General features: G+C 71.3%; 16 protein-coding genes and 2 pseudogenes. 9 read left to right on the forward strand and 9 right to left on the reverse strand.

The features are described 5' to 3' along the window. The first annotated feature begins 136 nt into the window (after positions 1-136). Together OG289_RS16350 and OG289_RS16355 are read left to right on the forward strand one after the other, a co-directional pair. Positions 137-1,033 (forward strand): SGNH/GDSL hydrolase family protein, encoded by an 897-nt coding sequence (locus OG289_RS16350; protein WP_327314750.1) that lies wholly within the window; start codon positions 137-139, stop codon positions 1,031-1,033. 54 nt (positions 1,034-1,087) lie between these two features. Then, positions 1,088-2,065, forward strand: a complete 978-nt coding sequence (locus OG289_RS16355) for an aldose epimerase family protein (RefSeq protein WP_327314751.1) — start codon at positions 1,088-1,090, stop codon at positions 2,063-2,065. A 109-nt stretch (positions 2,066-2,174) separates the two neighbouring features. On the opposite strand, the gene OG289_RS16360 is transcribed toward OG289_RS16355, so the two are convergent. Next, positions 2,175-4,607, reverse strand: a complete 2,433-nt coding sequence (locus OG289_RS16360) for a beta-glucosidase family protein (protein WP_327314752.1) — start codon at positions 4,605-4,607, stop codon at positions 2,175-2,177. A 112-nt stretch (positions 4,608-4,719) separates the two neighbouring features. Here OG289_RS16360 and OG289_RS16365 point away from each other — a divergent pair, with 112 nt between their 5' ends. The 3 genes from OG289_RS16365 to OG289_RS16375 all read left to right on the forward strand — a co-directional run bounded on the left by OG289_RS16365 (position 4,720) and on the right by OG289_RS16375 (position 7,027). Beyond that, positions 4,720-5,304, forward strand: a complete 585-nt coding sequence (locus OG289_RS16365) for a TetR/AcrR family transcriptional regulator (protein WP_327314753.1) — start codon at positions 4,720-4,722, stop codon at positions 5,302-5,304. A 70-nt stretch (positions 5,305-5,374) separates the two neighbouring features. Continuing rightward, on the forward strand, positions 5,375-5,641 hold the full coding sequence (locus OG289_RS16370; RefSeq protein WP_327314754.1) for a DUF6234 family protein: 267 nt from the start codon (positions 5,375-5,377) through the stop codon (positions 5,639-5,641). Between the two features lie 123 nt (positions 5,642-5,764). Further along, positions 5,765-7,027, forward strand: coding sequence for a pyroglutamyl-peptidase I family protein (locus OG289_RS16375; protein ID WP_327314755.1), 1,263 nt, complete (start codon positions 5,765-5,767; stop codon positions 7,025-7,027). On the opposite strand, the pseudogene OG289_RS16380 reads toward OG289_RS16375, so the two are convergent. Together OG289_RS16380 and OG289_RS16385 are read right to left on the reverse strand one after the other, a co-directional pair. Beyond that, positions 6,999-7,612, reverse strand: a pseudogene (locus OG289_RS16380) (LysE family transporter). The gene OG289_RS16375 and the pseudogene OG289_RS16380 overlap by 29 nt on opposite strands. Beyond that, positions 7,609-8,433: an EI24 domain-containing protein gene (locus OG289_RS16385; protein ID WP_327314756.1), complete on the reverse strand. Its 825-nt coding sequence runs from the start codon at positions 8,431-8,433 to the stop codon at positions 7,609-7,611. Before OG289_RS16385 ends, OG289_RS16380 begins: the two are co-directional and overlap by 4 nt. Before the next feature lie 223 nt (positions 8,434-8,656). On the opposite strand from OG289_RS16385, the gene OG289_RS16390 reads away from it, so the two are divergent. Next, positions 8,657-11,275 carry a M14 family zinc carboxypeptidase gene (locus tag OG289_RS16390; protein WP_327314757.1) on the forward strand — a complete coding sequence of 873 codons (2,619 nt, stop codon included), beginning with the start codon at positions 8,657-8,659 and terminating at the stop codon, positions 11,273-11,275. Further along, complete coding sequence (locus OG289_RS16395; RefSeq protein WP_327314758.1) at positions 11,272-12,444, forward strand: serine hydrolase domain-containing protein; 1,173 nt, start codon at positions 11,272-11,274, stop codon at positions 12,442-12,444. The genes OG289_RS16390 and OG289_RS16395 overlap by 4 nt, the downstream gene beginning before the upstream one ends. A 117-nt stretch (positions 12,445-12,561) precedes the next feature. Here the strand turns inward: OG289_RS16395 and OG289_RS16400 are convergent, their stop codons facing one another. After that, positions 12,562-13,581, reverse strand: a complete 1,020-nt coding sequence (locus OG289_RS16400; RefSeq protein ID WP_327314759.1) for an NADP-dependent oxidoreductase — start codon at positions 13,579-13,581, stop codon at positions 12,562-12,564. A 105-nt stretch (positions 13,582-13,686) separates the two neighbouring features. Between OG289_RS16400 and OG289_RS16405 the strand changes: the two genes are divergently transcribed. Continuing rightward, entirely contained in the window at positions 13,687-14,133 is a 447-nt protein-coding gene (locus OG289_RS16405) for a MarR family winged helix-turn-helix transcriptional regulator (RefSeq protein WP_327314760.1), read from the forward strand. A gap of 487 nt (positions 14,134-14,620) precedes the next feature. Here the strand turns inward: OG289_RS16405 and OG289_RS16410 are convergent, their stop codons facing one another. Next, positions 14,621-14,821, reverse strand: a complete 201-nt coding sequence (locus OG289_RS16410) for a hypothetical protein (protein ID WP_327314761.1) — start codon at positions 14,819-14,821, stop codon at positions 14,621-14,623. Positions 14,822-14,855: 34 nt separating this feature from the next. Then, a pseudogene (locus tag OG289_RS16415) lies at positions 14,856-14,972 on the reverse strand (GntR family transcriptional regulator); the annotation flags it as partial. A 91-nt stretch (positions 14,973-15,063) separates the two neighbouring features. Between OG289_RS16415 and OG289_RS16420 the strand changes: the two are divergent. Continuing rightward, a complete protein-coding gene (locus OG289_RS16420) occupies positions 15,064-15,282 on the forward strand; it encodes a hypothetical protein (RefSeq protein ID WP_327314762.1) in 219 nt (72 codons plus the stop codon). A 129-nt stretch (positions 15,283-15,411) separates the two neighbouring features. On the opposite strand, the gene yjfF is transcribed toward OG289_RS16420, so the two are convergent. From yjfF to OG289_RS16435, 3 genes are read right to left on the reverse strand one after another with little or no spacing between them, the layout of a single operon-like run. Then, positions 15,412-16,434 (reverse strand): galactofuranose ABC transporter, permease protein YjfF, encoded by a 1,023-nt coding sequence (gene yjfF, locus OG289_RS16425; protein WP_327314763.1) that lies wholly within the window; start codon positions 16,432-16,434, stop codon positions 15,412-15,414. Continuing rightward, a complete protein-coding gene (locus tag OG289_RS16430; protein ID WP_327314764.1) occupies positions 16,434-17,543 on the reverse strand; it encodes an ABC transporter permease in 1,110 nt (369 codons plus the stop codon). The genes yjfF and OG289_RS16430 overlap by 1 nt, the downstream gene beginning before the upstream one ends. Next, positions 17,540-19,072 (reverse strand): sugar ABC transporter ATP-binding protein, encoded by a 1,533-nt coding sequence (locus OG289_RS16435; protein ID WP_327314765.1) that lies wholly within the window; start codon positions 19,070-19,072, stop codon positions 17,540-17,542. Before OG289_RS16435 ends, OG289_RS16430 begins: the two co-directional genes overlap by 4 nt. Between the last annotated feature and the right edge of the window lie 39 nt (positions 19,073-19,111).

Below are 19,111 nucleotides of genomic sequence, written 5' to 3' on the forward strand. Positions count from 1 at the left end.
CCGAAACCTCCGCCATTCACTCGGCAGGACGCCTGTGCGGGCTGGATGCGTTCCATCTTGTGGGTGTGATTCGCCGGGAACTCCCGCGCGTTGTCATAGGGGGGCGTTGTTCGAGGAGCGAGGGGAACACCAGCGGATGCGGAAGCGAAACCGGCACGCGCGGGCCGTGCTCGCGGGCACGACGGCGGCCGTGTTGGGCCTGGCCGGGTGTGACGCGGCGGGGGGCGGAGACGGCCCGGCGGCCTCGGGCACGCAGGGGCGGCAGGCGAAGCCGTCTCCTTCGCCGACCCCGGTGTGGGACTCCAGCCCGGACTCGGTCTCGGCGGTGGGCGACTCCGTCACGCGCGGCTTCGACGCGTGTACGGTCCTCGCGGACTGCCCCGAGGTGTCCTGGGCGACCGGCAGCAGCACCGAGGTGAACAGTCTCGCCGTGCGGCTGCTGGGCGCGGCGAAGGCGGCCACGCACAGCTGGAACCACGCGTCGACCGGGGCGCGGATGGCGGACCTGCCGGCCCAGATGGCACAGGCGGCGGCAGACCGGCCGCAGTTGGTGACCGTGATGGCGGGCGCGAACGACGCCTGCCGGGACTCGACGGCGGCGATGACGTCGGTGGCCGACTTCCGTGCGCAGTTCGAGGACGCGATGAGCACGCTGCGCCGCGCGCTGCCGAAGACTCAGGTGTACGTGGCGAGCGTGCCGAACCTGAAGCGGCTGTGGTCGCAGGGGCGGACGAACGCGCTGGGCAAGCAGGTGTGGAAGCTGGGCATATGCCCGTCGATGCTGGGCGACGCGGACGCGCTGGACTCGGCGGCGACCCTGCGGCGGGAGACCGTGCAGAAGCGGGTGGAGGACTACAACTCGGTGCTGGAGGAGGTCTGCGCGAAGGACGTGCGGTGCCGGTTCGACGGCGGCGCCGTCTACGACTTCCGGTTCGGCACCGATCAGTTGAGCCACTGGGACTGGTTCCACCCGAGCAAGGACGGGCAGGCGCGGCTCGCGGAGATCGCCTACAGCAAAGTGACCGCGAAGTGACCGCGAAGGCTTCGTGCCGGGGGGACGAAGGTCTCGTGACTTAGGGTTTCGCTCATGAGCGAACACTTCGGAACACTTTCCGACGGCACCCCGGTGCACCGCTGGACCCTGGAGCGGGCGGGCACGCGGGCGCGGGTCCTGTCGTACGGCGGGATCGTGCAGTCCGTGGACGTGCCGGACCGGGACGGCCGGCCGGCGAACGTGGTGCTGGGCTTCGCGGACCTGGACGGTTATCTCGCGCACCCCGAGCCCTACCTCGGCGCGCTGGTCGGGCGGTACGCCAACCGGATCGCGCACGCCCGCTTCCCGCTGGACGGGGTGACGTACGCGTTGGAGCCCAACAACGCGCCCAACTCCCTGCACGGCGGCGGACGCGGCTTCGACAAGCGGGTGTGGGACGTGCGGCCGGTGGAGCACGGGCTGCGGCTGAGCCGGGTCAGCGCGCACGGCGAGGAGGGTTTCCCCGGCCGTCTGGAGGTCTCGGCGACGTACACGCTCGACGCGTCGGGTGCGCTGCGGTTCGTGTACGAGGCGGTCACGGACGCGCCGACGGTGGTGAACCTGACCAACCACAGCTACTTCAACCTCGGCGGCCCGGGCAGCGGGGACGCCACCGGCCACGAACTGCGGCTGGCCGCCGCCCGGTACACGCCGGTCGACGCCGACCTCATCCCGACCGGGGAGTTCGCGGAGGTCGCGGGCACCCCCTACGACTTCCGCGAGGCCCGCAAGACCGGGTACGGCTACGACCACAACTTCGTGCTCGACAAGGGCCGCACCGACACGCCCGAGGAGGTGGCCGAGCTGCACGATCCGGCGACCGGGCGGGTGCTGACGGTGTCGACGACCGAGCCGGGGCTCCAGGTGTACACCGCGGACCACCTGGGCGAGCCGTTCGTGCCCTGCGAGGGCGTCGCGCTGGAGACCCAGCACTTCCCCGACTCGCCGAACCGGCCGGAGTTCCCGAGCACGGTGCTGCGGCCGGGGCACGTGTACCGGTCGGAGACGGTGTACGGCTTCTCGGTCCGATAGGGAGCCGGAGAGCGAAGAGGGATCCGCGCGCGGGGCCCGGTAAGGACGTTGCCCCGGTCCAGGGGTCAGGTCCCGGACCGGGGCTGTTCGTGGGGCGTCGGGCGCCTGATCACACGTTAATCGTCGCGGTGATCCTGCGGTCCGCGATCGAGCGGCCCACCTGGATCTCGTACGAACCCTTCACAAAGGACCACCGGTGGTCCGCCTCGTCCCACACCTCGAAGGCGCGGTCGCGGATGTCCACGGTGACCTCGGTGCTCTCCCCCGGGTCCGCCTCCACGGTGGCGAAGCCGGCCAGCCAGCGGTGCGGGCGGTCGGGCGCCGGGGCCGTCCCGGTGGGCGCGAGATAGACCTGCACGACCTCCCGGCCGGGCCGCTCCCCGTTGTTGCGGACGCGCACCTTGACCGTGGAGCCCGCGATGTCGACCGACTCGTACGTCCAGTCGGTGTAGCCGAGACCGTGGCCGAAGGGGTAGGCCGGGGTGCGGTTCTCCTTCTCCCAGGCGCGGTAGCCGATGAAGACGCTCTCGGTGTACGGGAGTTCGCCGACGACCGGGGTGACCTGGGTGACGGGGGCGTCGGTGAGGGAGCCCCAGGTGGTGGGGAGCCGACCGCCGGGTTCGTGGGCGCCGGTCAGGACGTCCGCCAGCGCCGCACCGCCCTCCTGGCCGGGGAACCAGGTGAGCAGGACGGCCGCGACGTCCCCGCGCCAGGGCAGCTCCACCGGGGAGCCGGCGTTGACGACCACGACGGTGTTCGGGTTGGCGGCGGCGACGGCGCGGACGAGGTCGTCCTGCCGGCCGGGGAGGCGGAGGTCCGCCCGGTCGAAGCCCTCGGACTCGACGCGGTCGGTGGTGGCGACCACGACGACGGCCGTGTCGGCGGCGCGGGCGGCCTCGACGGCCTCGGCGATCAGCTCGTCGGCGTCCCGCTGTGGCCCCTGGTGGGCGAGCGCAAAGGCGACGACCGTGAAGGGGATGTCCTCGGGGAGGGCGAAGACGTGGGTGAGGGAGACCTCGACGGGTTCGCCGGCGGTCAGCTGGGCCTCGGCGCGGGGCACCGGGGAGCCGAAGAACGCCTCGAAGGGGTCGCTGTCGTCGGCGGGCAGCTGGACGTCGTCGTAGTACGTCGTCCCGGCGACGGTGAGCCGGAACGCGCCGGTGCCCTTGACGCCGAAGGTGTGCGGGCCGGTCTCGCGCGGGGTGAAGGCGCCGGTCAGCTCGACGGTGTGGAGGCGGTCGTGGGTGACTCCCTCGGGGAGGTCCGAGCCCATCCACTGGATCTGGCCATGGGGCGCGGAACCGGTTCCCAGGACGTTTCCGTCCGCGTCCCGGCAGACGGCCCGCAGCTCGAAGCCCTTGTCGGCGACCGCGAGTTCCGTGGTGGGGTCGGCGCCGACGGCGTAGGTGAGGGTGCCTTCGGGGAGGGCGGCGGTGAGGCCGTCGAGCGGGGAGATTGTGCGGGCCGGGAAGACGGTGGCGGAGCCGCCGCCGAGGACCCGGGCGTCGCGGGCGGCCGCGCCGACGAGGGCGACGGTGCCGGGCCTGAGCGGGAGCGCCTCGTTCTCGTTGCGGACCAGGACGAAGGAGCGGCGGGCCAGTTCGCGGGCCAGGGCCTCGCCGTCGACCGGGGCGGGCGGCTCGGTGACGGCCGGTTCGACGTCCGCGAGGGCGCCGACGCGGGCGGCCAGCCGCAGGACGCGGCGTACGGCCTCGTCGACCTCGGACTCCTCGACGTCGCCGTCGCGTACGGCCTGGGCGAGGGCCGGGCCGTAGACGGTCCGCGGGCCCGGCATGGCGACGTCGAGGCCACCCTTCAGCGCGCCGACGGTGTCGCGGGCGGCCATCCAGTCGGAGACGTTGAAGCCGTCGAAGCCCCATTCCTCGCGCAGGACCTCGTTCACGAGGTGGTGGTGCTCGGTCATCGTCGTGCCGTTGACCGTGTTGTAGGCGGTCATGATGCCCCAGGGGCGGGCGTTCTCGACGATGGCCTCGAAGGGGGCGAGGTACAGCTCGCGCAGGGCGCGTTCGCCGACCAGGTTGTTCACGGTGAAGCGGTCGGTCTCGGCGTCGTTGGCGACGAAGTGCTTGACGGTGGTGCCGACGCCGCCCTCCTGCACGCCCGTTATGTAACCGGTTCCGATGCGGCCCGTCAGGTACGGGTCCTCGCTGTAGGCCTCGAAGTGCCGGCCGCCGAGCGGGGAGCGGTGCAGGTTGACCGTGGGGGCGAGCAGGACGTGGACGCCCTTGCGGCGGGCCTCCTGGGCGAGGAGGGTGCCGGCGCGGCGGGCGAGCGCCGGGTCCCAGGTGGCGGCGAGGGCGGTCGGGGAGGGCAGGGCGACGGACGGGTCGTCGGCGGTCCAGCGCACCCCCCGGACGCCTATGGGGCCGTCGGACATGACGAGGGACTTCAGGCCGATCTCCGGCAGGGCGGGCAGCGACCACATGTCCTGGCCGGCCAGCAGCCGGGTCTTGGCGTCCAGGTCGAGCGTGCCGAGGGCCGCCTCGACGGCCGCTTCGGTTTCCGGCCCGGTTCCCGCCATGGCGTGCCTCCTCGTTGAGCGCAGTTGTCCGTGTCCTTGCGTGCCTTCATCGTGCACGAGTCACCTGTAGAGCGGTAGGTTTCGTTATTCCGTCGTTATACATCGGGGCGGGATGCCGTACCGTGACGGCATGAGCGCCAGAACGACGAGGAGCGCGGAGCGGCGGGCCGAGATCATCCGGGCGGCCCTGGAAGTGATCGCCGAGCGCGGTTACCGGGGAGCGAGCCTGGCGGCGGTGGCCGAGCGGGTCGGGCTGACCCAGCAGGGGCTGCTGCACCACTTCCCGACCAAGGACGCGCTGCTGGTGGCGGTGCTCCAGGAACGCGACCAGTGGGACGCGGTGCCGGACACCCAGTGGCGGATGGACCTGCTGGTCTCGCTGGTCGAGTACAACGCGATGCGGCCCGGCATCATCCAGACCTTCTCGGCACTGCTCGGCGAGAGCGTCACGGAGGGACATCCGGCGCGGGAGTACTTCACCGAGCGGTACCGGCAGGGGCGGGAGAACATGACGGCGGTGCTGCGCGCCGAGTACGGGGAGCGACTGCCGAACGGGCTGACGCCCGAGCGGACGGCCCCCCTCCTCATCGCGGTGATGGACGGCCTGCAGTACCAGTGGCTGCTGGACCCGGAGGCGGTGGACATGCCGGGCGCGTTCCGGGACTTCCTGCGGCTGCTGGGCGAGGAGCTGGACTGACACCGGGCAGCGGTGGGCCTGGGTACGCGTACTCAGGCGCCCGCCCCGGCCTTGGGGCGAGGATGAGCCTGTGAAGGGGAGAAACGTCATCACGGCCATCGCCCTGCTGCCCGTCAACGCCCTGGTCGTGGGTTACGGATGGCTGGCGGCCGGCATGACCGGATGGGCGGCGGATTACGACGACGAGCCGGCCGAGCCGCCACTGGCCGAACTGGGCACGGCCTGCGGGCTGGTGGTGGCCATCGGCGTCGTGCTGTGGCTCGCCCGGCTGCGCGGAGCCGCGGTCTTCCAGGTGGTTCCGGCGCTTCTGCTCGCCGTGCTGATGCTGCCCGCCTGAGCCCCCGCGCGGGCCACGCACCGGCCACACGCCATGGCGTGGACCACTTCCGTCACGCGATACTGCCGCCGTTCGGCACGACACTCCACGCTCCCCCACGGCGACGGAAGGACCTGAACTCCCTTGAGTTCCCAACGCGTTCGGATCGGCATCCTCGGACTGACCCTGCTGGCGGGCCTCGCGGCCCCCACGGTCCCGGCGGCGGCCGAGACCGCCCCCTCGCCCACGGTGGAGGAACAGCGGCTGGACCAGGCCGCGCCCCGGGAGATCCTCGAGCGCTCCGGATTCGACGCCGTGGCACCCGGGTTCACCCATGCGCTCGGCGCCGCGCACTCCTACGCCGAGGCCCGCCGGGTCGTCGCACGCCAGGGATCGGCGCTGTGGCGGCGGGCCGTCGACCGGGTGCAGGGGCGGGGGCCGGCCGGCGGAGACCTCAGCCGGGACGACGACCGGCCGCTGTACTGGGCGCGGCTCGGGATGACGCGGGAAGTACGCACCTGGGAGCCGGAGTTCGGGCTGACGGCGGCCCAACGCACTTCGTTGCTCGACCGGTTGGAGCAGACCTCGCGCGGCCAGAGCGACATCCGCTACCCGCGGCACACCAAAGGGCCCAAGCGCGTGCTGGTCACCGGCTTCGACCCGTTCACCCTGGACCGGGACATCCGCATCTCCAACCCCTCGGGGGCTGCCGCTCTCGCCCTCGACGGCACGGTGATCCGGACCGCGGACGGGCCCGCACGGGTGGAGACCGCCGTGTTCCCGGTGCGCTGGCAGGACTTCGCGGACAGCACCGTGGAGCGCGCCCTGCGGCCGCATCTGCCGCAGGTCGACCTGTTCACGACCGTCAGCCAGGGCCGCGTCGGCCGCTTCGACGTGGAGCGCACCAACGGGGCCTGGCGCGGCGGCTTCCCCGACAACGAGAGCATCGGCCGGACGGAGACGATCCCGGTCGCCGACCCCGCCTCGCAGCCGCAGTGGACGACCACGACCCTGCCGTACGCCGCGATCGTGGCCGCGGACACCGGCCGGTTCCCGGTCTACGACAACACGAGCGTCACCGAGATCCCGGCGGGAACCACCGACCCCGTCGTCCGGCCGGACGGACCGACGGCGGGGTCGACCGCGCGGGCCGGGGGCGGCGGGAACTACCTCTCCAACGAGATCGCCTACCGGGCCACCCTGCTGCGCGACCGGCTGGGGCTGCACGACCGGCTGCCGGGCGGGCATGTGCACACGCCGGTGCTGCAGTTCGCGGCCGGCAACACCGATCCGGCGACCGGGACCGTGACCGATCCGGAGTTCGTGCGCAACCGGCTGGACATCGTCGCCCAGGTGCGGACGATCCTGACGGTGGCGGTCAGTGCGACGGAGCGAGCGCGAGGCTGACGCCCAGGCCCGCCAGGACCGAGCCGATGACCTTGTCGAGGACCTTCTGGCCCCGCAGCATCAGCGTGCGCATGCGGTCGTGGGAGAAGAAGACGGCGACCACGCCGAACCACAGCAGGTGCGCCAGCGACATGAACAGCCCGTAGCCGGCCTGCTGGTAGAGCGCCGTGCCGGGGCTGACGACCTGGGAGAACGTCGAGACGACGAAGAGGGTCGTCTTCGGGTTGAGGACGTTGGTGAGGAAACCGGTCCGCAGGGCGGCGAGCGGGGTCAGTTCGGTCTTGCCGGTCAGGTCGATCTCGACCTCGCCGCGGGTGCGGAAGGTGCGGACGCCGATGTGGACGAGGTAGGCCGCGCCGACCAGCTTGATGATCGTGAAGAGGAAGGTCGAGGACGCGATCAGCAGGCCCACGCCGAGCATCGTGTACGTGACGTGGACGAGGACGCCCGCGGCGACCCCGGTGGCCGCGAACAGCCCGTACGGCGGCCGTAGAGACAGCTGTTGCGGACGATCATCGCGAAGTCTGCGCCGGGGGCGACGACGGCCAGCACGGTGATGAGGGCGACGACGAGTATCTCGGTCATGACGTGGCGTTCTCCTCCTCGGCTACGCCGGCCCCGTCGTCGACGTCGTCGTCGCCGTCGCCGTCGGCCTCGGAGGTCTCCTCGCCCAGCAGCTCACGGGCCAGCAGCGTGGCGCCCGCGACCGCGCCCGGCATCAGGAACACCGCGACGAAGGGGACCAGGAAGGCCAGGCCCAGGGAGGTGCCGAAGCCCCAGACCAGGGTCTTGCGGGAGCGGAGCAGGGTGAGACGGGCGCGCAGGTCGACGTTCCGGCGCTGGAGGGCGACGGCGGTGAGTTCCTCGGTGAGGAAGAAGCCGGTGACGAAGAAGCCGATCACCGGGACGACCGTCTGCCCGGCGACCGGGACGAACCCGAGGGCGAACAGCAGCACACCCCACAGCAGCGCGCGGAGCAGGATGCGGAGGCTGTCGCGGGCGGAGACCCACAGTTCGCGCCAGAGCGGCAGCCCGGACTCGGGGGCCGTGCCGTCGGGCGAGACGTCCCGGTCGACCTTCTCGGAGAGGTTCTCGTAGAAGGGCTGGCCGACGAGGAGGGTGACGGCGGTGAAGGTGAGGACGCAGAGGAGGAGGCCGAGGGCGAACAGCACGACGGTGAGGAAGCCGCGGAAGAGGCCCTGCCAGGGGCTGGACCAGTCGTCGGCGAACGGCGTCGCCCATCCCACGAAGTCCTGGCCCCACACCGCGAGCGCCACCAGCGCCGCCGCGTAGAGGACGAGCGTGATCAGGCCGGGGACGAGCCCGAACCCGTACTGCCTGCCGTGCCGGGCCACCCAGCGTTGGCCCTTCAGGAGGTACTTGAACCCCACCCCAAGATCGCGCATGGCCGGAACTTTACCCCGGGGCCGCCACGCCCGGACCCTGCCGTGGGCCCTCGACCCGCCTCGCCCTCAAACGCCGGACAGGCCACGAGACTTGCGGGCCCTCCTAGGCCATCCGAGGTATCGGTGACACCAACGCCCTCTTGTTGCGGTTGAGTCGAACAGGTACACCTCGCCGTACCGATCTCCGGAAGCAACGATCTCGGCAAGTCCAGAGGAGGTACACGTGCGCACCACGAGCACCTACCCTGCCCGACCTGTTCTGATCACCGCCCTCGCCCTCACCGCGACGGGCTCACTCCTGCTCACCCCCCACCCCGCAGGCGCCGATCCGAAACCCGCCACCCGCGAGGGTTCCGCCCTCGACCGCACGGCCGCCGGAGCCCCAAGGAGCGCGGCCCTGCGCGCCCTGGCCGCACCGGCCACCCCTGCGGCGGAGCAGACCGGCGCCACCCGCGGCTACCCCCGCAGACAGATCCTCTCCCCCGATCCCGAGAACCCCGCCGACAAGTCCCTCAAGCTCGGCCTCACCCCGTACCACGCCATCGCCCCGAAGCTCAACGCCCTCCAGGCCCTCGGCGATCGGGTGAGCGTCGAGGTGACGGGCCGTTCGGCGGGCGGGCACCGCCTCTACCTGGTCACCGTCACCGCCCCGGAGACGGCCCGTCAGGCGCGGGCCCAGGCACGGATGCGCGAACTGATCGAGAACGCGCCCGCCACGGCGGCCAGGAGCCCGGAGATCAAGGCCGGTTACAAGACGCCGGTGTTCTTCAACAACAACATCCACGGCAACGAGTGGGAGGGCACCGACGCGTCCCTCGCCCTGGTCGAGCGGCTGGCCACCGCGAACGACACGAGGACGAAGGACCTCCTCGCGCACAGCCGCCTCTACTTCAACATCACCGCCAACCCGGACGGCCGGATCGCCGGAACCCGCGCGAACGCAAACGGCTTCGACCTCAACCGGGACTTCGTCACCGCCTCGCAGCCCGAGGCGCGCGCGATGCGGCGGATCGAGATCGACAAGCAGCCGGCCGTCATGCTGGACCTGCACGGCTACGTCAACGGCACCCTCATCGAGCCGACCACACCGCCGCACGGCGAGAACTACGAGTACGACCTGTTCCTGAAGAACACCTACGCCAACGCCCTCGGCATGGAGTCCGCCGTCAACGGCCTCGGCTACACGCCCGCCAAGGACGGCGTGCAGCCCGCCCAGATCCCCTTCCGGGACCAGGCGGAGGGCTGGGACGACTGGCCCCCGATCTTCACCCCGCAGTACGCGGCCTTCCACGGCACGGTCGCCGCGCACACGGTGGAGATCCCGATGGTCGTCAACAACACCGCCTATGACACCCTGCCGATCGCGGAGTTGCGCCGCCGGTCCGCCGTCAACGTCCACGTCGCCGGGGCGGCCCTGGGCGCCACCCTGGACTTCGTGCGGACCCGGCGCGCCTCGCTGATCGCCGACCAGATCGAGGTCTTCCGGCGCGGGGCCGCGGGTGCGGCGCAGGTGCCGGTGTCGGCGGAGACCGTCCCCGGGGTGCCGGGCATCGGGCCGGAGGACGTCTACACGACGGCCTTCCCGCGCGCCTACGTCCTGCCGGCCGGGACGACGTCCGCCCCCGGAGCCACGGCCACGGCCCGTCTCGTCGACCATCTCCTCGCCAACGACGTCCGTGTCACCCGCGCCGCGCACGCCTTCCGGCTCGGCGGTCGGGCGTATCCGAAGGGCTCGTACGTCGTCGACATGCACCAGCCCAAGCGGGGGCTGGCGAACGTGCTGCTCGCCGACGGGCGGGACATCAGCGACAAGGTGTCGGTGATGTACGACATCTCGGGCTGGAGTCTGGGGCGGCTGTGGGGGGCGGAGGTGGTGCCGGTGACGGGCGGCGGCCTGTCCGGGCTCGCCCTGCGCCCGGTCTCCTCCGCCGCCCCCGTCGGCACGGTCGCCCCGCGCGGTGACCTGCGACTGCGACTGGACGACCCGAACGCGGTCGCCGCCCTCAACTCCCTTCTCAGGCAAGGTGTTTCGATACGACGGGCCGCGGACGGAAGTGTCGTCGTCCCGGCGTCGGCGCGCGGGCGGGCGGTCGCGGCGGCACGGTCGTACGACGTCTCCTTCACCTCCGTGAAACCCAGCGCCACGACCACCGCCCTGCGCCCCGTGCGGGTCGCCGCCGCCGTCACCCCGGGTGAGCTGTTCGCGCTGCGGGAGATGGGCTTCGACGTCACGCCGGTCTCCACGACCGTCCTGAACGCGGGCTTCGACTGGTCGTCGGTGGACGTGCTGTTCGTGTCGGCCGGGCTCGACCGGGCCGCCCTCGACGAGTCCGCGCGCACCGCCCTCGACGCCTTCCTCGCCGGTCACGGTCTGGTCGGGCGGGGTGCCGCCGGGGCCGCGGTCGGCACCGGTGCCGGACTGCTGGACGTGACGGCCGTCGCGGGCAACGGGGACGCCAACGGCGTGGTGCGGGTGGTGAACTCGGGCGGCCGGGTCACGGCCGGCGCCCCCGACCACTCGTTCGTCTACGCGCCGGTCTGGTTCACCGGTCTCGGGCCCGGTGTGCGCGTCGAGCAGTCGTACGCCGCCGGGAACCCGCTCGTCTCCGGGCACTGGCGGCCCCTGGCCGACGGCTCGGGCGGGCCCGCCGCCGCGGCCGGGCAGCCTGCCGTCGTGAGCGGGCCGCACGCTGTCCTGTTCGGCACGGAGCCCCTCTTCCGGGACCACCCGAAGGGGGAGTTCCCCCAGGTCGCACAGGCATTGATCACCATGGCACAGGCACAGGCACAGGAACAGGCACAGGCACGGGCAAGCAGCGGGCCGGTTGAGGAGAGCGGATGACTCGGTTGCATCGGACGGCGAAGGAGATCCACGGCACCGTCGCCGACGGTTTTGAGGCCGTGCGGGAGGAGTTCGCCGCATTCGTGGCGGAGGAACAGCCCGACTACGAAGGCCAGTTGTGCGCGTATGTGCACGGCAGGCGGGTCGTCGACCTGTGGGTGCCCGAGGACGGCGCCGGTCCCGAATCCCTCTACGGCGTCTACTCGTCGACCAAGGGCGCCGCGCATCTGGTGGTCGCGCTCCTGGTGCAGGAGGGCACCCTGGAGCTGGACCGCAAAGTCACCTACTACTGGCCGGAGTTCGCCGCCGAGGGCAAGGGCGCGCTGACCCTGCGCGAGCTGGTCGCGCACCGGGCCGGGGTGATCGGCACCGACGGCGGGTTCTCCCCGCAGGAGCTGGCCGACGACCGGCAGATCGCCGAACGCCTTGCCGACCAGCGCCCGTTCTGGCGTCCGGGCACCGCCTTCGGCTACCACGGGCTGGTCATCGGGGCGCTCACGGGCGAGGTCGTGCGGCGTGCCACGGGCCGTACGCTCCAGGAGGTGTACGAGGAACGGGTGCGCGTCCCGTACGGGCTGGACTTCTTCCTCGGGCTGCCCGCGGCGCACGAGCCGCGCTTCCGCACCGCGCAGCCGATGGCGCCGACCGCCGAGCAGCGGGCACTGCTGGACTCCCTGCCCAGCGGGCCGCACACCCTCGCCGCCATCGCCTTCAACCGCCACGCCGCCGAGCCGACCGACCTGGAACTCCTGCCGAACGACCCCCTGATCCGAGCCAAGGGGCCGGCCTCGGTGGGCGGGGTCGCCTCGGCGCGCGGGCTGGCCGGGCTGTACGCGGCGGCGATCAGCGAGGTCGACGGGAAGGCGCCGCTGCTGAAGGAGGACACGGCGGCGGAGTGCGGGCAGCTGCACTCGGTGGGCTACGACGTGGTGGCGCGCACGCACAAGTCCTTCGGGCTGGGCTTCCAGGCCACCGCGGACGCCTGGCACCCGTTCCTGGGCGCCGGGGCGTTCGGGCACGCCGGGGCGGGCGGCTGCCAGGCGTTCGCGGACCCGCGCAGCGGGCTCGCCTACGGCTACACACGGCGCCGGTTCGCCTTCCCGGGCGGGGCGGCGCCGGAGAACGACCGGCTGGCGTCAGCCGTCCACCGGGCGGCGCTGGCGCACTGAGGGCTCCCTGAGATACGGGCGAAGGCCGCACCCCACGTCCGGGGGTGCGGCCTTCGTCGTGTACGGCTCGGGCGCGGCTCGAGTGCGGGCGACCGCGGGAAGACCGCGGGAAGACCGTCAGAGCTTGACGATCATCTTTCCGGTGTTGTCGCCGCGCAGGACCCCGAGGAACGCCTCCAGGTTGTTCTCGATGCCCTCGACGACCGTCTCGCGGTACTTGAGTTCGCCGGAGCGGACCCAGGCGCCGACCTCCTGGACGAACTGCGGCTGGAGGTCGTAGTGGTCGTTGACGAGGAGGCCCTCGATGCGGCCACGGGTCGCGATGATGCGGGCGAGGTTCTTCGGGCCGGGGGCGGGCTCGGTGTTGTTGTAGACGGAGATCATGCCGCAGATCGCGATGCGGCCGTGCAGGTTGAGGGAGCCTATGGCGGCCTCGAGGTGGTCGCCGCCGACGTTGTCGAAGTAGACGTCGACGCCGTCGGGGGCGGCGGCGCGCAGCTGCTCGGCCACGGGGCCGTTCTTGTAGTTGAAGGCCGCGTCGAAGCCGTACTCCTCGACGAGGAGCTTGACCTTGTCGTCGGAGCCGGCCGAGCCGATGACCCGGGAGGCGCCCTTGAGCTTGGCTATCTGACCGACCTGGCTGCCGACGGCGCCGGCCGCGCCCGACACGAAGACGGAGTCGCCCTCCTTGAAGGAGGCGGTGCGCAGAAGACCGGCGTAGGCGGTGAGGCCCGTCATGCCGAGGACGCCGAGGTAGGCGGAGAGGGGCGCGGCCTCGGGGTCGACCTTGACGGCCTGCTTGGCGTCGAAGGTGGCGTACTCGCGCCAGCCGCCGAAGTGCAGGACGTGGTCACCGGCGGCGATGCCCTCGGCGTTCGAGGCGACGACCTCGCCGACCGCCCCGCCCTGCATGGCCTTGCCCAGCTCGAAGGGGGCGACGTACGACTTGGCGCTGCTCATGCGGCCGCGCATGTACGGGTCGACGGAGACGTACGCGTTGCGCACCAGCACCTCGCCCGGGCCGGGCTGCCGGACGTCCGCCTCGGCCAGCTCGAAGTCCTCGGGCTTCGGCCAGCCGACGGGACGGCTGAGCAGACGCCACTCGCGGCTGGTGGTGGGGAGGGCGGAGTCGGTCATGAGGGGCTGCCTTTCACATGTCGCATGCTGCAAATGTTTCACTACCTGAAACAACCATGCTCCTGAATATTTCAGGTTGTCAAGTAAACGGGGTACCCTGAGACCATGGCCTCCTCACATCCGACCTCTCCGACCACCCTGCCCGACCCTCTGACCATGGAGGTCGTCGAGCTGATCGGCGAGGTCGTGGCCCGCTTCTACGAGGACTACGAGGAAGCCGCCGCCGGCCATGCCCTCACCGGCGCGCAGGCCCGGCTGCTGAGTCTGCTCTCCCTGGAGCCGCTTCCCATGCGCAAGCTGGCGCAGAAGCTGAAGTGCGAGCCGTCCAACGTGACCGGCATCGTCGACCGGCTGGAGACCCGCGGCCTCGTCGAGCGGCGCCCCGACCCGGCCGACCGGCGCGTGAAGCTGGCGGCGGCGACGGACGAGGGCCGGCGGATCGCCAAGGGGCTGCGCGAGTCGCTGCGGTTCGCACGGGAGCCGCTGGCGGGTCTGGGGGAAGAGGAGCGGGTGCTGCTGCGGGGGATGCTCCAGCGGATGCTGGCGGCGTAGGGCGCCCGTCCCTGGGACAGGCCCCTACTCGGCCAGGCTCTGGCCGGACAGGCCCCTGGCCGAACGGTGCCCCAGCCGAACGGGTGCCTGGCCGCACGGTGCGCTGGCCGAACGGGTCCCTGGCCGGGACAGGCCCCTGGCCGGACGACGCGCTAGCCGGACAGGCCCCTGGCCGGACGGGTCCCTGGCCGGAACAGGCCCCTGGCCAACGGTGCGCCAGCCGGACGGTGCGCTGGCCGCACGGGTCCCTGGCCGGACGATGCGCTAGCCGGAACAGGCCCCTGGCCGAACGGTGTCCCAGCCGAACGGGTGCCTGGCCGCACGGGTCCCTGGCCGAACGATGCGCTGGCCGGTACAGGCCCCTGGCCAACGGTGCGCTAGCCGAACGATGAGCTGGCCGCACGGTCCCTAGCCGTACGGGTCCCTAGCCGCACGGGTCCCTGGCCGGACGGGTCCCCGGACGGGGCAGGCCCTGGCCGGACGGGGCCTAGTCGTCCGATCCCGACTGGCTGCTCCCACGGCTTCTGCGGCTCCTGGTGTCCGCCTGGCGCAGCAGTTCGCTCGCCGTCAAGGTCACGACGGACACGGCGCGTGCCCAGCGCGGAGCGTCGCCTCGCGCCGCCCACCAGACGCAGGCGCAGCCGCCGAGGACGAGCACGAGAATCCCGACCAGAACGAGCACGATCATGCCTCTCCCCCTCTCCCCCTCTTCCCTGTGTGGCCTCCGCCGTGAACTCGTACTGCAGCTCGTGGAGATGACCCGCCTTCAGCATCACGGTCACCTCGCCGGGACGGTCGTCGTCGCTGTGGACCACCCGCAGTGTACGCAGCACCGGCAGCGGCGCACCGGCATGCTGCTGGCGAGGTGGAGGGCCTGGTGCTGCGCCACGAACGCCCTGCCGCACGGCGCCCCCGGGCCGGCAGTACTGCGTGGCCCTCACCCTCGACAGCCCCCTGCTCCGCCTGGCCGTACGCGACACCGGCGACGACCACCCCGCCCCCACACCCCCGCCGGCTCCCGACGCCTGCTCGGGCCGAGGCCTCCGCCTGGCCCGGGAACCGGCGGACGACCTGGGTGTCACCGAGCACGTCATCGGCAACACGGTGTGGGTGGCCTTCAGGACGGACAGCCGACCCGCGACATCCTGAGAGGACGTCCCGGGAGGACTTCCCGGGAGGACTTCCCGGGAGAACGACGACGCCCGGCCCGCGGCCACCGGGCCGCCGACGCGGAGCGTCGACGGTGGCAGTGGCCGCGGGCCGGGCGTCGGTTCCGGCTCAGGCTTTCTTGCGGGTCGTCATGAAGCGCTGGACCAGGATGAACGCGCACAGCAGCACACCGGTGGCGATCTTCGTCCACCAGGAGCTGAGCGTGCCCTCGAACTGGATGATGCTCTTGATCAGGCCCAGGACGAGGACACCGAAGAGGGTGCCCAGGACGTACCCGGAGCCGCCCGTCAGCAGCGTGCCGCCGATGACGACCGCGGCGATCGCGTCGAGTTCCATACCGGTCGCGTGCAACGGGTCACCGGACTGGATGTACAGGGTGAAGAGCAGTCCGGCCAGCGCCGAGCAGAACCCGCTCACGGTGTACACGGCGATCTTCGTACCGCCCTGCGGGAGACCCATCAGCATGGCCGACTGCTCGTTGCCGCCGATGGCGTACACGCGGCGCCCGAAGCGGGTGTAGTGCAGGACGTAGAACGCCACGGCGAGGACGACCAGCGAGACGATCGCGCCGATCGACAGGAACCCCACCCCCAACGACGCCTGCGCCGTGGCCATGCTGCTCACCGTGGAGTCGCTGATGGAGATCGACTCCTTGCTGATGACCAGGCACAGGCCGCGGAAGAGGAACAGGCCGGCGAGGGTCACGATGAAGGGCTGGATCTCGAAGTTGTGGATCACATAGCCCATCAGGAAACCGCCGAGGGCTCCCACGGCCAGCGCCATGGGGACCACGACCACGATCGGCAGTCCCTGGCGCTCCACCAGCCAGGCCGTGAACATCGTCGTGAAGCCGATCATCGAGCCGACGGACAGGTCGATACCGCCGGACAGGATGACGAAGGTGACACCGACCGCGGCGACCAGCAGATAGCCGTTGTCGATGAACAGGTTCAGGAAGACCTGCGGTTCGGCGAACCCGTAGTACTGGTAGCGGCCCAGGCCCACGCCGTACATCACGAGGAAGAGCAGGGCCGTCACCACGACGGGCAGGCGCCGGTCGCCGACCAGACGCGCGGCCTTGGACGGGGTACGGCTGTCGGAGGCCGTGGGGCTCTGGGTGGTCGCGCTCATCACGACACCTCCATCTTGGGAGCGGCCTCGGTCGCAGCGGCGGGGTCCGCCGGGGCCGCGGTCGGCGTGGCGCTTCCCTTCGCGCCGAACCTGGCGCCGAACTTGGCACCGAAGACCTTGGCGCGGAACTTCGGGGACTGCATCAGGCATACGGCGATGACGACGACGGCCTTGAAGACCAGGTTGGTCTGGGTAGGCACGCCGATGGTGTAGATCGTGGTGGTCAGGGTCTGGATGACGAGGGCGCCGACCACCGTGCCGCCGACGGAGAACCGGCCGCCCAGGAGCGAGGTGCCGCCGATCACCACGGCGAGGATCGCGTCGAGTTCGATCCACAGGCCGGCGTTGTTGCCGTCGGCGGCCGAGGTGTTGGAGCTGATCATCAGGCCCGCGATGCCCGCGCACAGCGCGCAGAACATATAGACCATGATCTTGATGCGCCGGGACCTGATGCCGACCAGTCGGCTGGCCTCGGCGTTGCCGCCGACCGCCTCGACCAGCAGCCCCAGAGCCGTGCGGCGGGTCAGCACCACGGTGACGGCCACGACCGCGGCCACCACGAAGATCGAGAACGGCAGCGTCAGCCAGTAGCCGCCGCCGATCAGCTTGTACGGCTCGCTGTTGATGGTGATGATCTGGCCGTCGGTGATCAGCTGGGCGACACCACGCCCGGCGACCATGATGATCAGGGTGGCGATGATCGGCTGAATGCCCATCCTGGCGACCAGGAAGCCGTTCCACAGGCCGCAGACGACCGCGGCCAGCAGACCGAGGCCCATGGCGAGCAGCACTCCGGACAGGGCGCTCTGGTCGGACTGGTCGCTGATGTACGAGCAGGCCAGTGCCCCGGTGATGGCGACCACGGCGCCGACGGAGAGGTCGATGCCGCCGGTGGCGATGACCAGGGTCATGCCGACCGCCACCAGGATGAGGGGCGATCCGAACAGCACGATCGAGACGAGGCTGCCGTAGAGGTGGCCGTCCGCCATCTTGATCGAGAAGAAGTCGGGCGTGAAGGGAACGTTGACGAGCAGCAGGAGGACAAGGACCGCTACCGGCCAGAACAGGTGGTGGCGGGTCAGTGCTCGCCATCGGGAAGAGGTGGTCACTGGTGCTCTCCGCTCGCGATGGTCTCCAGGATCCGGCTCGTGGTGATCTCGGGCCCGTTGGTCATCTGCGCCACCAGCCGGCGGTCGCGCAGCACTCCGATGGTGTGACTGAGCCGGAGTACCTCCTCCAGCTCGGCCGCGATGTACAGGACGGACATGCCGTCCTCGGAGAGGGAGACGACGAGCTTCTGGATCTCCGCCTTCGCGCCGATGTCGATGCCGCGCGTCGGCTCGTCCAGGATCAGCAGCTTCGGCTGGGTGATCAGCCAGCGGGCCAGCAGCACCTTCTGCTGGTTGCCGCCGCTGAGCTGGCCGACCCTGGCCTCGGGGTTGGCGGGGCGGATGTCCAGCGCCTTGATGTACTTGGCGACGAGTTCGTCGCGCTGGGACACCGGGATGGGCCGGGTCCAGCCGCGCGAGGCCTGCAGGGCCAGGATGATGTTCTCCCGCACCGTCAGATCGGGCACCAGGCCCTCGCTCTTGCGGTTCTCGGAGCAGAACGCGACACCGGCGCCGATCGCGTCGTTCGGCGCGCTCATCGAGACCTGATGGCCGTCGATGGACACCTTGCCGCTGTCCGGCTGGTCGGCGCCGAAGAGCAGCCGGGCGAGTTCGGTCCGGCCCGATCCGAGCAGGCCGGCGAGCCCGATCACCTCGCCCTTCTTGATCTCCAGGTCGAACGGGGCGATGCCGCCGGTCCTGCCGAGGCCGTCCGCCCGGACCAGGGTCTCTCCCCCGTGGGAGTGCAACTGGTGGTCGTGGAGCTCCTCCAGCTGGCCCATGGCCTTGCCGAGCATGAGCTGGACGAGGCCCACCTGGTCGAGGTCGCTCACCATGTGCTCGCCGACGAGGGTGCCGTTGCGCAGCACCGTCATGCGGTCGCAGACCTCGTAGATCTGGTCGAGGAAGTGCGAGACGAACAGGATCGCGACGCCCTCGTCCTTCAACCGCCGCATCAGGGCGAACAGTTGGAGGACCTCGTCCCGGTCGAGGCTGGAGGTCGGCTCGTCGAGGATCAGCACCTTGGTGCCCGGCCCCTCGCCGTCGCCGGCGCCCAACGACCTGACGATCGCGACCAGTTGCTGCACGGCCAGCGGGTACGAGGAGAGGGGGGCGCTGACGTCGATGTCGAGTCCGAGCCGGTCCACCAGCTCCGCGGCCTGCCGACGCAGCTGCTTCCACTGGATGCGGCCCATGCGGGTGGGTTCACGCCCGATGAAGATGTTCTCCGCCACCGACAGGTTCGGGCAGAGGTTGACCTCCTGGTAGACCGTGCTGATGCCGGCCTGCTGGGCCTGCAGCGGGCTGGCGATCCGTACGGACCGGCCGTCCAGCGTGATCGTGCCGCCGTCCAGGGAGTAGACCCCCGTGAGCACCTTGATGAGGGTGGACTTGCCCGCCCCGTTCTCGCCCATCAGGGCGTGGATCTCGCCGGGGAAGAGCCGGAAGTCGACGTCCGACAGAGCCCGTACCCCCGGGAACTCTTTGACTATGCCCGCCATTTCCAGGACGGGCCGCGGCTCTGCCATACCTCTCCTAACGAGGGGACCACCGGCTTGGCCCGGTGG

The sequence above is a fragment of the Streptomyces sp. NBC_01235 genome (assembly GCF_035989285.1).
Lineage (GTDB): Bacteria > Actinomycetota > Actinomycetes > Streptomycetales > Streptomycetaceae > Streptomyces.

Coding starts and splice junctions, on each gene's coding strand:
- OG289_RS16400 (WP_327314759.1), bottom strand. CDS start 13,581: ATGACCGACTCCGCCCTCCCCACCACCAGCCGCGAGTGGCGTCTGCTC.
- OG289_RS16410 (WP_327314761.1), bottom strand. CDS start 14,821: ATGATCGTGCTCGTTCTGGTCGGGATTCTCGTGCTCGTCCTCGGCGGC.
- OG289_RS16365 (WP_327314753.1), top strand. CDS start 4,720: ATGCCGTACCGTGACGGCATGAGCGCCAGAACGACGAGGAGCGCGGAG.
- OG289_RS16360 (WP_327314752.1), bottom strand. CDS start 4,607: ATGGCGGGAACCGGGCCGGAAACCGAAGCGGCCGTCGAGGCGGCCCTC.
- yjfF (WP_327314763.1), bottom strand. CDS start 16,434: ATGAGCGCGACCACCCAGAGCCCCACGGCCTCCGACAGCCGTACCCCG.
- OG289_RS16435 (WP_327314765.1), bottom strand. CDS start 19,072: ATGGCAGAGCCGCGGCCCGTCCTGGAAATGGCGGGCATAGTCAAAGAG.
- OG289_RS16355 (WP_327314751.1), top strand. CDS start 1,088: ATGAGCGAACACTTCGGAACACTTTCCGACGGCACCCCGGTGCACCGC.
- OG289_RS16405 (WP_327314760.1), top strand. CDS start 13,687: ATGGCCTCCTCACATCCGACCTCTCCGACCACCCTGCCCGACCCTCTG.
- OG289_RS16385 (WP_327314756.1), bottom strand. CDS start 8,433: ATGCGCGATCTTGGGGTGGGGTTCAAGTACCTCCTGAAGGGCCAACGC.
- OG289_RS16350 (WP_327314750.1), top strand. CDS start 137: ATGCGGAAGCGAAACCGGCACGCGCGGGCCGTGCTCGCGGGCACGACG.
- OG289_RS16395 (WP_327314758.1), top strand. CDS start 11,272: ATGACTCGGTTGCATCGGACGGCGAAGGAGATCCACGGCACCGTCGCC.